Below are 13,153 nucleotides of genomic sequence, written 5' to 3' on the forward strand. Positions count from 1 at the left end.
GCCGACGGGCGCATCTTCGCCATGGACGCCGATTCGCACGTCGCCGCCCTGGACGAGCGCACCGGGCGCCAGCTCTGGCGCGTCGACACCAAGCCGGAGAAGGAGCGCGGCGGCGCCAGCGGCGGCGGCGTCGCCTACGCCGACGGGCGCGTCTTCGCGGCCACCGGCTTCGGCGAGGTGGTGGCGCTCGATCCCGCCAACGGCTCCGTCGTCTGGCGCAAGCGCGTGCCGGGTCCGGTCCGCGGCGCCCCGACCGTCGAGGGCGGGCGCGTCCTGGTCCTGACGCTGGACAATCAGCTTTCGGCCCTGTCGGCCTCCGACGGCGCGGTGCAGTGGTCCCATCAGGGCATCCTGGAAACGGCGGGCCTGCTGGGCGCCGTCAGCCCGGCGGCGTCGCCGACGCTGATCGTCGCGCCCTATTCCTCGGGCGAGCTGTACGGCCTGCGTCCGGAGAACGGGCGCGTGGCGTGGCAGGAGAGCCTGGCGGCCATCCGCCGCAGCGGCGCGCTGAGCAGCCTCGCCGACATCCGCGGGCTGCCGGTGATCGACCGCGGCGTCGTCTACGCGATCGGCCATTCGGGCCGCATGATCGCCATCGACGAGCGGATCGGCGTCCGCCTGTGGGAGGCGGAGATCGGCGGCACCCAGACCCCGTGGATCGCCGGTGACCACGTCTTCGTCATCACCAACGATTCGGAAGTGGTGGCGCTGACCCGTCAGGCCGGCCACGCCCGTTGGGTGATGCCGCTGGCCCGCTTCACCGATCCGGAGGACAAGAAGGGGCCGATCACCTGGTCCGGTCCGGTCCTGGCGGGCGGCAAGCTCTACGTCACCGGGTCGAACGGCCAGATGCTGGCCCTGTCGCCCGGCGACGGGCAGGTGCTGACCCGTTATTCGCTGCCGGCTTCCACCTATTTGCCTCCGGTCGTCGCGAACAACACCCTATATGTTCTGGGCGAGAACGGTACGCTGGTGGCGTACCGCTGATCGCCGGTCCTGGTTCTTTTGTGAGGCCCCCGGCCAGATGTCCTTCACCGTCGCTCTCGTCGGTCGGCCGAATGTCGGCAAATCGACTCTGTTCAACCGTTTGGCCGGCAAGAAGCTGGCGCTGGTCGACGACACGCCCGGCGTGACGCGCGACTGGCGCTCGGCGCCCGCCCGCGTGGGCGGTCTGTCCTTCACCGTGGTCGATACCGCGGGCCTGGAGGACGTCACCGACGACAGTCTGGAGGCGCGCATGCGCCGCCAGACCGAACGCGCCCTGGAACGCGCCGACGTGGCGCTGTTCATCGTGGACGCCCGCGCCGGCATCACGCCGCTGGACCGCCACTTCGCGGCCCTGCTGCGCAAGGGCAAGACCCCGGTCGTCCTCGTCGCCAACAAGGCGGAGGGCAAGGCCGGCATGCCCGGTCTCTACGAAGCCTTCGAGCTTGGCCTGGGCGAGCCGATTCCGCTGTCGGCGGAGCATGGCGAGGGCATGGCCGATCTGGTCCAGGCCCTGCTGCCCTACGCCCCGCCGGAGCCGGAGGAGGCCGAGTTCACTCCCGCCCCCGCCAAGGGCGAAGGGGAGGAGGAGCTGCCGGTCGGCGACCAGCCGGAAACCGACGAGGAGCGCGCCCGCCCCATCCAGATCGCCATCGTCGGGCGCCCGAACGTTGGCAAGTCCACCCTGCTGAACGCCCTGATCGGCGAGGAGCGCGTGCTGACCGGCCCCGAGGCCGGCATGACGCGCGACGCCATCAGCGTCGATTGGGAGTGGCGTGGCCGCAAGTTCCGGCTGGTGGACACCGCCGGCATGCGCAAGCGCGCCCGCGTCGATGCCAAGGTGGAGAAGCTGGCCGTCGCCGACGCCCTGCGCGTCGTCCGCATGGCCCAGGTCGTCCTTCTGGTGGTCGATGCCAACCAGATCCTCGACAAGCAGGACCTGACCATCGCCCGCATGGTGGTGGAGGAAGGCCGCGCGCTGGTCATCGCCCTGAACAAGTGGGACGCCGTGGACGACCGCGCCATGGCCCTGCGTCAGGTCGAGGACAAGCTCCAGGCCGCGCTGGCCCAGATCAAGGGCGTGGAGGTCGTGACCATCTCCGCCCTTCAGGGCCGGAAGCTGGACACGCTGCTGGACTCGATCCTGTCCACCTACGGGCAGTGGAACCGGCGCATCCCGACCGCCCAGCTCAACCGCTGGATCGAAGGGGTTCTGGATCATCACCCGCCGCCCCTGGTCGAGGGCCGGCGCATCAAGATCCGTTACGCCACGCAGGTGAAGACCCGCCCGCCGACCGTGGCGCTGTTCGTGAACAAGCCGCTGGATCTGCCGGAGAGCTACCAGCGCTATCTGATCGCCCATCTGCGCGAGACGTTCGAGCTGCCGGGCGTGCCGGTGCGGTTGCTGCTGAGAAAGCAGAAGAATCCGTTCGCGGACGATTGATCGACGCTTCAGGGAAAAAGCAAAAAGGCCGTGCGATTGCGCGGCCTTTTTGCTTTGGCGGGCAAGGCTGCCATTTCACCCCTGCGCCGACACCACCTCGCCATGGCGGGTGCAGGACGCTTCCGCCAGTTCCACGAAGGCTTCGGTCACGTCGTCCGGCTGGGCCAGCTTGGTCTGGTCCTCGCCGGGGAAGGCCTGCATGCGCAGCTTGGTCGCCACGATGCCGGGGTCAACCAGGTTGACGCGCAGGTTCGACGCGGCGATTTCCATCGCGTAGGTCTTCACCATCATCTCCAGCGCCGCCTTGCTGGCCCCGTACGGGCTCCAGTAAGGATAGGGCGCGTTCGCGGCCCCGGACGTCACGAAGATGGCGCGTCCCGCGTCGGACGCGCGCAGCAGGCGGTCGAAGGAGCGGATCAGGCGGTAGTTGGCCGTGACGTTCACGTCCATCACGCGCTGCCACAGCTTCGGATCGTAATGGGCGACCGGCCCCAGGGCCTCCAGGACGCCGGCGTTGCTGACCAGGATGTCCAGCTTCCCGAACCGCTCGTAGATCGAGTAGCCGAGCTGGTCGATCTTGTCGAACTGGCGCAGGTCCAGCGGGACGAGCGTGGCGTTCCGGCCCGTGGCCTGGAAGATCGCGTCGTCGGTCTCTTCAAGACCACCGACGGTGCGGGCGGCCAGGATGACGTGGGCGCCCTCGGCGGCGAAGCGCTTGGCGACGGCGGCGCCGATGCCGCGCGAGGCGCCGGTGATGAGGGCCGTGCGGCCGGAAAGACGGGACATGGCGGCGACTCGACGATGATGCGGGGAGGGGATCGGCAAACGGGCCGGTCCGCTGGGTTGCGGCCGGCCCGTCGCGGCGGTGGCCGGGCTGTTACGCGCGGATGCGGACGTTCGCCTCGACCGGCGGGTGGTCCAGCGCGTCGGTCAGCGCGATGGGGTAGTCGCCGGTGAAACAGGCGTCGCAGAAGGTCAGCTTCTGCGGGTCGCGCCGCTCCTCGCCCATGGCGCGGTAGAGGCCGTCCAGGGAGATGAAGGCGAGGCTGTCGGCCTGGATGAAGTCGCGCATCTCCTCCACCGACATGCGGTGGGCCAGCAGCTTGCTCTGCTCCGGCGTGTCGATGCCGTAGAAGCAGGGGTGGGAGGTCGGCGGGCTGGAGATGCGCATGTGCACCTCTTTCGCACCGGCGGAGCGCACCATCTCCACGATCTTCTTGGAGGTCGTGCCGCGCACGATGCTGTCGTCCACCAGCACCACCCGCTTGCCCTCGATCATGGCGCGGTTGGCGTTGTGCTTCAGCTTCACGCCCAAATGCCGGATCTGGTCGGTCGGCTCGATGAAGGTGCGGCCCACATAGTGGTTGCGGATGATGCCCAGTTCGAACGGGATGCCGCTTTGGGTGGCGTAGCCGATGGCCGCGGGCACGCCGCTGTCGGGCACCGGGACCACCACGTCGGCGTCGATCCCCGATTCGCGGGCCAGTTCCGCGCCGATCCGCTGGCGCGCGCTGTAGACGGAGGCGCCCTCCATCACGCTGTCGGGCCGCGCGAAGTAGATGTATTCGAAGATGCAGAAGCGGCGGCCCTGCGGCTGGAAGGGACGCAGGCTCTGCACGCCCTGGTCGTTCAGCACGACCATCTCGCCCGGCTCCACGTCGCGCACATACTCGGCGCCGACGATGTCCAGGGCGCAGGTCTCGCTGGTCACGATGTAGGTGTCGCCCAGCTTGCCCAGCACCAGCGGACGCACGCCCAGCGGGTCGCGCACGCCGATCACCTCGTTCGGGGTCAGCGCCACCAGGGAGAAGGCGCCCTCGACCTGCCGCACCGCCTCGATCAGCCGGTCCACGGGCGAGCCGCCGCGGGCGATGGCCATCAGGTGGACGATGGTTTCGGTGTCGGTGGTGGACTGGAACAGGCAGCCGCGGCGGACGAGCTGGCGGCGCAGCGTGTGCGCGTTGGTCAGGTTGCCGTTGTGAGCCAGCGCGAAGCCGCCGAACTCGAAGTCGGCGTAGAGCGGCTGGACGTTGCGGATCGTCGTGTCGCCCGTGGTGGCGTAGCGGACGTGGCCGATGGCCTGCGGGCCCTTCAGCTTGCCGATGATCGCCTCGGACGAGAAATGGTCGCCGACCAGACCCAGGCTGTGCTGCAGATGGAAGCGGTCGCCGTCGTGGCTGACGATGCCGCAGGCTTCCTGGCCGCGATGCTGCAGCGCATGCAGGCCGAGCGCGGTGATGGCCCCCGCCTGTGGATGGCTGTGGATGCCGAACACGCCGCACTCCTCGCGCAGCTTGTCGTCGTCGAACGGATGCGTCGTCAGCATCGGAAGATCCTCGTCATACACAGCATCACCAAAGGGCATTGCCCCGGCGGCCTCTTGCCGGCGGGGCGTTACTCACAGGCACCCTGCACCGTGCGGCGTTCAGCGTGCGTTCTGGATCAGTCGCTCAAGGTCGCCGCGGTCCCGGTCCTTATAGCCGGTATCGGACGGCGAAGCACCACCGGTCTTCGGCGCGCCGGGCACCGGCGTGGACAGCCGGTCCAGCGCTTCCTTGGCCTCCACCGCCTGCCGCGCGCGCTCCCGCGCCATGTCCATCTGGCCCAGCCCGTCCTTGCGCAGCGATTCCGGCATCACCTCGTAGATCATGGCGGCGCCGGAGACCAGCATCGGGCGGGTCTTGGCGCCTTGCAGCCAGGCCGGATGCTCCGCCGGGTTCGGCACCAGCCAAGCGAAGAACAGATAGGCCACGGAGGCGAGGATTGCACCCTTCAGCAGGCCGAAGACAAATCCCAGCGACCGGTCGAGCGCCGAAAGGCCGGAATTCTGCACCCCGCGCGACACCACGCGGCCCAGGATTGTCAAAACCACAAGGCTGACGACGAACAGCGCCACCGCCGACGCGGCGTAGGCGGCCATCTCGACATGGATGTAGTTCTGCGCGATGGGCAGCACATGAGGCAGGGCGTTCAGCGTGATCAGGGCCGCACCCACCCAGGCGGCGACCGACAGCACCTCGGCCACCATGCCGCGGGTGAAGGCCAGCAGCGCCGAAAGCAGAAGCACCACGATGACGGCCAGATCCGCCGGGTTGATCGGGAAGGTGTCCATAACTCCGCTACGCCTCGTGCTTTCGCCTTGTGCTCTCGTGTCAGTCCCGTCCGCGCGGCGGGTGGGTTCCCGATCCGGCCTGGAACAGGGGCAGCAATTCGCCGAGCTGCTGCAACTCGACCGTCTTCAGGCCGTTGTCGCCGCGCCCCGGCTTCTTGCCGTTCCGTCTAGCCGGAAAGATCGCCGTTGAAAACCCCAGCTTTGCGGCTTCCTTCAGCCGGGCGTCGCTCTGGCCCACGGCGCGCACCTCGCCCGACAGGCCGATCTCGCCGAAGACCACGGCATCGGCGGGCACCGGCTCCCCGGTCAGGGAGGAGACGAGCGCCGCGGCGACCGCGAGGTCCGCCGCCGGTTCGGTGATGCGCAGCCCGCCGGCCACGTTCAGGTAGACGTCGTTGGCGCCGATCTGCACGCCACAGCGCGCCTCCAGCACCGCCAGCACCATGGCGAGCCGCGCCGAATCCCAGCCGACCACCGCGCGCCGCGGCGTGCCGAGCGGGGAGGGGGCGACCAGCGCCTGCACCTCCACCAGCACCGGGCGGGTGCCCTCCATGCCGGCAAAGACCGCGGCCCCCGACACGTCGCCGCGCCGTTCCGCCAGGAACAGGGCGGAGGGGTTGGCGACCTCGCCCAGCCCGCCGTCGGTCATCTCGAACACGCCGATCTCGTCCGTCGCGCCGAAGCGGTTCTTCACCGCGCGCAGGATGCGGAACTGGTGGCCGCGCTCGCCCTCGAAATACAAAACCGTGTCCACCATGTGCTCCAGCACGCGGGGACCGGCGATGGTGCCCTCCTTGGTGACGTGGCCGACCAGCAGCAGCACGCAGCCGCGCCGCTTGGCGACGCGGATCAGCTCCTGCGCGGAGGCGCGAACCTGGGCCACGGTGCCGGGAGCGCTGTCCAGATTGTCCACATACATGGTCTGGATCGAATCGATGACGACCACCTCCGGCCCGTCCGTGCCGTCCAGCGAGGCCACGATGTCGCGCACGCTGGTGGCGGAGGCGAGCTGGACCGGCGCCGCGGCGCAGCCCAGGCGCAGGGCGCGCAGCCGCACCTGATCCACCGCCTCCTCGCCCGAGACGTAGGCGCAGCGGTGTTCCTGCGACAGCCGGGCCATCGCCTGGAGGAGAAGGGTGGATTTGCCGATTCCGGGGTCGCCGCCGATCAGGATGGCCGACCCGGGGACGAGGCCGCCGCCGCACACGCGGTCGAACTCCTCGATGCGGGTCATGCGGCGGGGCGGCGCCTCGCTGGAGCCGGCGAGCCCGACGAAGTCCAGCCGCCGACCGCGCGCCACGCCCAGTCCCTTGGGCGCGCTTTCCGGGGCGGCTTCCTCGACGAGCGTGTTCCATTCGCCGCAGGCGTCGCAGCGGCCCGCCCATTTCGGGAAGGACGCGCCGCAGGATTGGCAGACGTAGCGGGTGGTTGGCTTGGCCAAAGGTTTAGCGATGGGTTGGGGCGGCAGCGCCCCACATATAGCAAGCTGACGATCTAAATCCTATGGCCGAGGCGATAAAAAGCTGGGGCTTTTCTTGGGCCGTTCCGATGGTAGGTTCTGCACCGGAACCAGGACGATGACGGACAGGAGGTGACACGGTGGCGGACAAGGACGCGCGGAAGATTCCGCTGCACGGGGCGGAGGAGTTCGAGGCGATGCGCAAGGCCGGGCGCCTGGCCGCGGCGACGCTCGACTTCATCACGCCCCATGTGGTGCCGGGAGTCAGCACGGGCCATCTGGACCGGCTGATCGAGGCGTACATGCGGGACAACGGCGCCATCCCCGCGACCATCGGCTATCACGGCTATCCGGCGGCGAGCTGCATCTCGCCCAACCATGTGGTCAACCACGGCATCCCGTCCGACGACAAGAAGCTGGCCGACGGCGACATCGTGAACATCGACGTGACGGTGATCCTGGACGGCTGGTATGGCGACACCAGCCGCATGTTCTTCGTCGGCGAGAAGATCGGGGTGAAGGCGCGCAAGCTGGTGGACATCACCTACAAGGCGATGATGGCCGGCATCGCGCAGGCCAAGCCGGGCAACCATCTGGGCGACATCGGCCACGCCATCCAGACGCTGGCCGAATCCCACCGGTACGGCGTGGTGCGCGATTTCGGCGGGCACGGCATCGGGCGGGTGTTCCACGATGCCCCGCATGTGGACCATTTCGGCAAGCGCGGCACCGGGGTGCTTCTGGTTCCGGGCATGGTCTTCACCATCGAGCCGATGCTGAACGCCGGCAAGCCGGACGTGAAGATCCTGTCGGACGGCTGGACCACGGTCACCCGCGACCGCTCCCTGTCGGCGCAGTTCGAGCATCAGGTCGGCATCACCGAGACGGGGTGCGAGATCTTCACCCTGTCCCCGGCGGGATTCACCCAGCCGCCCTACGGAACCGCCGCAGGGGCCGCCGCGGCATGAGCGGGGACCTGAAGCCCTGGACGGTGCTGGAGCGGCGGACCCTGCTCGACGCCGGTCCCTTTCTGAAAGTGCACGCCGAAACCATCGAGACGCCCGAGGGCCGGCGGGTGGAGAATTTCTATCAGGTCGAACAGATGGACTTCGTCCAGATGTTCGTGGAGGACGGGGACGGGCGTGCGCTGATGCTGCGCACCTACAAGCACGGCCCGCGCCGCGTCAGCCAGACCTTCCCCGCCGGGGCGCTGAACCCCGGGGAGGATCCGCTGGAGGCGGCGAAGCGGGAGTTGCTGGAGGAAACCGGCTACGCCGCGGAGGACTGGACCGCGCTTGGCTCCTACGTGGTGCAGGGCAACCAGCGCGGCTGCGTTTGCCACATGTTCCACGCCCGCGGCGCCCGCAAGGTGGCGGAGGCGGACTCCGGCGACCTGGAGGAGATGCGGCTGGAGCTTGTGACCCGCGCGGAGATGATCGCGGCGGCGGCAGAGGGCGATTACGCCCTGCTGCCGGTCATCGCCATGCTGGGGGCCGTCCTGTTGCCGGAACTCCGCGATACCCTCGCCAGGGGAGCGGCGCAGCCGGTGCGGTGAGAGGTCACTTCTCTTCGGTCGGGCCGGCGAAGAAGTGGGCCAGAGCGACGGCGGCCTCGTGCGACAGCGGGTTGTCGTTCTTGATGAGCTGCTCGTGGGCGTTCTTGATGGTCTGCACCGTCTCTTCGTTGGTCAGCAGACCCTTGGCCTGGAGCGTCTCCAGGATCTTGGCGCTCAGCATGAAGCCCGCGAAGGCCAGCCCGTTCGTGGTGATGTCCGCCATGCTCGTCTCTCCGATGGGAAGCCGGCCTGTGTGGGCCGGTGCTCGTTGTGGCCGACCCTACCGGGCGGCAGGTTAATTTTGCACGAACCGATGATCGGGCGCGCTACAGCGCCCGCACCTGCATCTTGATCGGCCCTTCCCCCCGGCCATGGACGAACTGGTCCACATAAGGGTTGCCGGAGTTGTCGATGTCGTTGGCGTGGCCGGTCCAGATGATGCGGCCCTGGTAGATCATCGCAACCCGGTCGGCGATCTTGCGGGCGGACGCCATGTCGTGGGTGATGGTCACGGCGGTGGCGCCCAGATCCTTCACGCACTTCACGATCAGTTCGTTGATCACGTCGGCCATGATCGGGTCGAGGCCGGTCGTCGGCTCGTCGAAGAAGATGATCTCCGGCTCGTCGGCGATGGCGCGGGCAAGGCCGACGCGCTTCTGCATGCCGCCCGACAGCTCCGACGGGAACAGCTCCCCCACCTCCGGGCCGAGACCGACCGCGCCCATCTTGGCGATGGCGATGTCCTTGGCCTTGGCGCGCGGCATGTGCTCGCCCTGGATCAGGCCGAAGGCGACGTTCTCCCAGACCTTCAGGCTGTCGAACAGGGCGGCGCCCTGGAACAGCATGCCGAACTTGTGCAGCAGCTTCTCCCGCTCGCGCGGGCGCAGCTTCGTCGTCTCCTCGCCGTCCACGCGGATGGAGCCGCTGTCCGGCGACAACAGACCGAGGACGCACTTCAGCATCACCGACTTGCCGGTGCCCGATCCGCCGATGACGACCAGCGATTCGCCGCGCCCGACCTCCAGGTCGATGCCGTTCAGCACGACCTTCGACCCGAACGCCTTGTGCACGTTCTTCAGGGCGATCTTCGGCGGATGAGCGGGGGGAACCTGCGACATGGGAGCGCTCATTTCGTCGAGAAGAAGATGCCGGTGATGAGGTAGTTCCACACCAGGATCAGGATGGAGGCCGACACCACCGCGTTGGTCGTCGCCGCACCCACGCCCTGGGCGCCGCCGCGGGAATGGTAGCCGTGGTAGCAGCCCATCAGCGACACCATGAAGCCGAACACCGCCGCCTTCACGAGGCCGGAAATCACGTCGATCGGCTCCAGGAACTCCCAGGTCCGGCTGATGTAGGAGGCCGGGTTGAAGTCCAGCCGGTAGACGCCGACCAGGAAGCCGCCGAACACGCCGATGATGTCCGCCACCAGCACCAGCAGCGGCAGCATGGTCAGCCCGGCGATCAGGCGGGGCGCCACCAGATACTTGAACGGGTTGGTGGACAGGGTGGACAGGGCGTCGATCTGCTCGGTCACGCGCATGGTGCCGATCTCGGCGGCCATGGCGGCGCCGATGCGCCCAGCCACCATCAGGCCGCCCAGCACCGGCCCCAATTCCCGCGTCACCGACAGGGCGACCACCGTGGCGATGGCGCCTTCCGCCTGGAAGCGGGAGAAGCCGGAATAGCTCTGCAGCGCCAGCACCATGCCGGTGAACAGGGCGGTCAGCCCGACCACCGGCAGGGAGTAATAGCCGATGTCGATCATCTGGCGCAGGATCTGCCGCGGGTACAGCGGCGGACGCACGCAGTGCGACAGGGCGGTGGCGGTGAACAGGCCGAGCTTTCCGGTTGCTTCCAGAAAGATCAGGAAGGCCCGTCCGGTGGCGGCAAGGAAACCCATCAAGCGACCTCAGGCGGCGGCGGGTCGCGATAGACCCTGTGATAGCGCGCGCCCAGCGAGGTCAGGATCTCGTAGCCGATGGTTCCGCCCTCGTCTGCCACGGTGTCCACCGGGCGGTTCGGGCCGATCAGCTCGACCAACCCGCCGGGCGTCACCGCCGCGTCGGGAAGGTGGCTGACGTCCACCGTGACCAGATCCATCGAAACACGCCCAACCACCGGAGCGGCCACGCCGTTGACGTAGACATGGCCGCGCCCGCTGAGCGAGCGCAGATATCCGTCGGCATAACCCACTGCGATGGTTGCGATTTTGCCTCTCGCCGCAACGCGGTGCGTGGCACCGTAGCCAACGGTCATAGGGCTGTCAACGTTGCGCACCTGGAGCAGCCGGGCGTCCAGCCGGATGGTGTCCCGCATCGGGTTCGCCGCACCGGGTGTCGGGTTGACGCCGTAGAGCGCGCAGCCGGGCCGCACGAGGTCGAAATGGAAGGCCGGGCCGTGGAAGATCCCGGCGGAATTGGCGAAACTCGCCGCGGCGGCGGGCAGTCGCCCCACCGCGGAGCGGAAGCGACCGAGCTGCTGGCTGTTCACCACCGAGTCCTCGTCGGCGCAGGCGAGGTGGGTCATCCACACCCGCACATCCACCCCGTCCAGCCGCGACAGGTCCCCCACCAGCGTGTCCAGCTCGTCCGGACCGAGCCCGAGTCGGTTCATGCCGGTGTCGATGTGCACGACGGCGGGCAGGGCGGCGCCCTGCGCCTTCGCATGGGCCTGCCACGCGGCGATGTCGCCGAGATGGTTGAGAACCGGCAGGATGCGGTGGGCCGTGAAGTCCGGCGCGGTGCCGGCGGGCAGGCCGCCCAGCGACAGCACGCGGGCATCCGGCGGCGCCACGGCGCGGACGGCCAGAGCCTCCTCGAACTGCGCCACCACGAAGGTGCGGCAGCCGGCGGCGGCCAGCGCCGGGACGACGCGCTCCACCCCCAGGCCATAGGCGTTGGCCTTGACCACGGCGGCGCATTCCGCGGGCGCCACCCGGTCGCGGAGCTGCGTCCAATTGGCGACCACGGCGCCCAGGTCGATGGTCAGAACGGCGCCGGCGCGGGCGAGGGGATCACTCAGTAGGGCCGAAGTCATGGGTCGTGTCGAGGTCGCCGAATTTGGTGAACTGTCCGTCGAAGAACATGCGGACGCTGCCGATCGGGCCGTGGCGCTGCTTGGCGATGATCGCCTCCGCGGTGTTGTGCACCTCGGCGTAGCGCTTCTGCCAGTTGGCGTAGCGGTCGTTGTACTTGTCCTCCGACTCCTCGGGCCGGCGGGCCGGCTCGCCGCGCTCAAGATAGTACTGTTCGCGGTAAACGAACATCACGACGTCGGCGTCCTGCTCGATGGAGCCCGATTCGCGCAGGTCGGCGAGCTGGGGACGCTTGTCCTCGCGCATCTCCACCGCGCGGCTGAGCTGCGACAGGGCGAGCACCGGCACCTCCAGCTCCTTGGCGATGGCCTTCAGGCCGCGGGTGATCTCCGAAATTTCCTGCACGCGGTTCTCGTTGCCCCTGGTCGAGCTGCCGCGCAGGAGCTGGAGATAGTCCACCACCACCATGCCCAGCCCGTGCGTGCGCTTCAGCCGCCGGCAGCGGGTGCGCACCGCGGCAATGGTCAGGGCCGGCGTATCGTCCACGAAGAAGGGCACGCGGCTGAGTTCCTGGCTGGCCGCCACGAATTTGGGGAAGTCGCTGTCCTTGATCTCGCCGCGGCGGATCTTGTCGCCCGACACCTCGGCCTCGCCGGCCAGGATACGGGTGGCGAGCTGCTCCGCCGACATTTCCAGCGAGAAGAAGCCGACCGGCGCGCCCTCGCCGCCGTTGGTGCGCATGTGCGCCTTGGCCGCGTTGAAGGCGATGTTGGTGGCCAGCGCCGTCTTGCCCATCGAAGGGCGCCCGGCCAGGATGATGAGGTCCGACGGGTGCAGGCCGCCCAGCTTGCGGTCCATGTCGCGCAGGCCGGTGGTCACGCCGGTGACGTGGCTGGACCGCCGGAAGGCCGTTTCCGCCGTGGTGATGGCCGCCTTCAGCGACTCGGAGAAGGCGATGAAGCCGCCGCGCACGTCGCCGGTCGAGGCGAGGTCGAAAAGCTGCTTCTCCGCCGTCTCGATCTGGTCCATGGCGTCGATGTCGAGGTCGTGCTGATACGCCTCGTTCACCATGTCCGTGCCGACCTCGATCAACTGCCGGCGCAGGAACAGGTCGTGGATCGTCTTGCCGTAGTCGCCGGCGTTGACCACCGTCACCACGTTGGCGGCGAGCTGCGCCAGATAGCCGGCGCCGCCGTCCGGGGCCAGTTCCGGGTCGTTGTCGAAATAGGCCTTCAGCGTGACCGGGTTGGCGATCTGGCCGCGCTCCACCATCTTGGCGATGGCCGAGAAGATGCGCTGGTGCGCCGGGTCGTAGAAATGCTCGGCGCGCAGGAACTCGCCGACCTTCTCGTACGCCTTGTTGTTCACCAGGATGGCGCCGAGCAGGGCCTGTTCCGCCTCCTCGTTGTGGGGCGGCGTGCGGTAATCCGCCGCGGGCTTCGCGGCACCGGCGCGGGACAGCCCGCCGTCGAGGGGGCGCGGCTCGAAAAGCTGGGTGGTCTTGTCATCCATGTCCGGCACTCTAGCAAAGGGCGGGACGCAAAGCTGTGCGATCGGGGTAA

At 68.7% G+C, this 13,153-nt stretch carries 13 protein-coding genes; 4 read left to right on the forward strand and 9 right to left on the reverse strand.

Translation table 11 applies throughout. The features are described from left to right. Positions 1–987, forward strand: a 987-nt coding sequence (locus QSG27_RS12120) for a PQQ-like beta-propeller repeat protein (RefSeq protein WP_306706425.1), incomplete at its 5' end; no start/stop codon positions are given. A 37-nt stretch (positions 988–1,024) separates the two neighbouring features. Continuing rightward, entirely contained in the window at positions 1,025–2,428 is a 1,404-nt protein-coding gene (der, locus tag QSG27_RS12125) for a ribosome biogenesis GTPase Der (RefSeq protein WP_306706427.1), read from the forward strand. Between the two features lie 75 nt (positions 2,429–2,503). Here der and QSG27_RS12130 read toward each other — a convergent pair whose 3' ends face one another. The 4 genes from QSG27_RS12130 to radA all read right to left on the reverse strand — a co-directional run bounded on the left by QSG27_RS12130 (position 2,504) and on the right by radA (position 6,981). Continuing rightward, complete coding sequence (locus QSG27_RS12130; RefSeq protein WP_306706429.1) at positions 2,504–3,214, reverse strand: SDR family NAD(P)-dependent oxidoreductase; 711 nt, start codon at positions 3,212–3,214, stop codon at positions 2,504–2,506. Positions 3,215–3,305: 91 nt separating this feature from the next. Then, complete coding sequence (gene purF / locus QSG27_RS12135; RefSeq protein ID WP_306706432.1) at positions 3,306–4,754, reverse strand: amidophosphoribosyltransferase; 1,449 nt, start codon at positions 4,752–4,754, stop codon at positions 3,306–3,308. Positions 4,755–4,853: 99 nt separating this feature from the next. After that, positions 4,854–5,540, reverse strand: coding sequence for a CvpA family protein (locus tag QSG27_RS12140; protein ID WP_306706434.1), 687 nt, complete (start codon positions 5,538–5,540; stop codon positions 4,854–4,856). A 40-nt stretch (positions 5,541–5,580) separates the two neighbouring features. Next, positions 5,581–6,981: a DNA repair protein RadA gene (gene radA, locus QSG27_RS12145; protein WP_306706436.1), complete on the reverse strand. Its 1,401-nt coding sequence runs from the start codon at positions 6,979–6,981 to the stop codon at positions 5,581–5,583. A 158-nt stretch (positions 6,982–7,139) separates the two neighbouring features. Here radA and map point away from each other — a divergent pair, with 158 nt between their 5' ends. Both map and QSG27_RS12155 read left to right on the forward strand, forming a co-directional pair. Further along, positions 7,140–7,967, forward strand: coding sequence for a type I methionyl aminopeptidase (gene map, locus QSG27_RS12150; RefSeq protein WP_306706438.1), 828 nt, complete (start codon positions 7,140–7,142; stop codon positions 7,965–7,967). Further along, the gene (locus QSG27_RS12155; RefSeq protein WP_306706440.1) at positions 7,964–8,554 is read left to right on the forward strand and encodes an NUDIX hydrolase; all 591 of its coding nucleotides are present in this window, start codon (positions 7,964–7,966) and stop codon (positions 8,552–8,554) included. Before map ends, QSG27_RS12155 begins: the two co-directional genes overlap by 4 nt. Positions 8,555–8,558: 4 nt before the next feature. On the opposite strand, the gene QSG27_RS12160 is transcribed toward QSG27_RS12155, so the two are convergent. From QSG27_RS12160 to QSG27_RS12180, 5 genes are all read right to left on the reverse strand, one after another. After that, positions 8,559–8,777: a hypothetical protein gene (locus QSG27_RS12160; protein WP_306706442.1), complete on the reverse strand. Its 219-nt coding sequence runs from the start codon at positions 8,775–8,777 to the stop codon at positions 8,559–8,561. Between the two features lie 103 nt (positions 8,778–8,880). After that, positions 8,881–9,672 (reverse strand): ABC transporter ATP-binding protein, encoded by a 792-nt coding sequence (locus QSG27_RS12165; RefSeq protein ID WP_306706444.1) that lies wholly within the window; start codon positions 9,670–9,672, stop codon positions 8,881–8,883. A gap of 8 nt (positions 9,673–9,680) precedes the next feature. Continuing rightward, on the reverse strand, positions 9,681–10,457 hold the full coding sequence (locus tag QSG27_RS12170; RefSeq protein WP_306706446.1) for an MlaE family ABC transporter permease: 777 nt from the start codon (positions 10,455–10,457) through the stop codon (positions 9,681–9,683). After that, positions 10,457–11,593: an alanine racemase gene (gene alr / locus QSG27_RS12175; protein WP_306706448.1), complete on the reverse strand. Its 1,137-nt coding sequence runs from the start codon at positions 11,591–11,593 to the stop codon at positions 10,457–10,459. Before alr ends, QSG27_RS12170 begins: the two co-directional genes overlap by 1 nt. After that, positions 11,571–13,103, reverse strand: coding sequence for a replicative DNA helicase (locus QSG27_RS12180; RefSeq protein WP_306706450.1), 1,533 nt, complete (start codon positions 13,101–13,103; stop codon positions 11,571–11,573). The genes alr and QSG27_RS12180 overlap by 23 nt, the downstream gene beginning before the upstream one ends. Positions 13,104–13,153 lie beyond the last annotated feature (50 nt).

It is taken from the genome of Azospirillum isscasi, assembly GCF_030849505.1.
Lineage (GTDB): Bacteria > Pseudomonadota > Alphaproteobacteria > Azospirillales > Azospirillaceae > Azospirillum > Azospirillum isscasi.

Excerpts from the sequence above, each read along its gene's own strand:
- der (WP_306706427.1), top strand. The coding sequence starts at position 1,025 with ATGTCCTTCACCGTCGCTCTCGTCGGTCGGCCGAATGTCGGCAAATCG.
- QSG27_RS12130 (WP_306706429.1), bottom strand. The coding sequence starts at position 3,214 with ATGTCCCGTCTTTCCGGCCGCACGGCCCTCATCACCGGCGCCTCGCGC.
- purF (WP_306706432.1), bottom strand. The coding sequence starts at position 4,754 with ATGCTGACGACGCATCCGTTCGACGACGACAAGCTGCGCGAGGAGTGC.
- QSG27_RS12140 (WP_306706434.1), bottom strand. The coding sequence starts at position 5,540 with ATGGACACCTTCCCGATCAACCCGGCGGATCTGGCCGTCATCGTGGTG.
- QSG27_RS12155 (WP_306706440.1), top strand. The coding sequence starts at position 7,964 with ATGAGCGGGGACCTGAAGCCCTGGACGGTGCTGGAGCGGCGGACCCTG.
- QSG27_RS12160 (WP_306706442.1), bottom strand. The coding sequence starts at position 8,777 with ATGGCGGACATCACCACGAACGGGCTGGCCTTCGCGGGCTTCATGCTG.
- QSG27_RS12165 (WP_306706444.1), bottom strand. The coding sequence starts at position 9,672 with ATGTCGCAGGTTCCCCCCGCTCATCCGCCGAAGATCGCCCTGAAGAAC.
- QSG27_RS12170 (WP_306706446.1), bottom strand. The coding sequence starts at position 10,457 with ATGGGTTTCCTTGCCGCCACCGGACGGGCCTTCCTGATCTTTCTGGAA.
- alr (WP_306706448.1), bottom strand. The coding sequence starts at position 11,593 with ATGACTTCGGCCCTACTGAGTGATCCCCTCGCCCGCGCCGGCGCCGTT.
- QSG27_RS12180 (WP_306706450.1), bottom strand. The coding sequence starts at position 13,103 with ATGGATGACAAGACCACCCAGCTTTTCGAGCCGCGCCCCCTCGACGGC.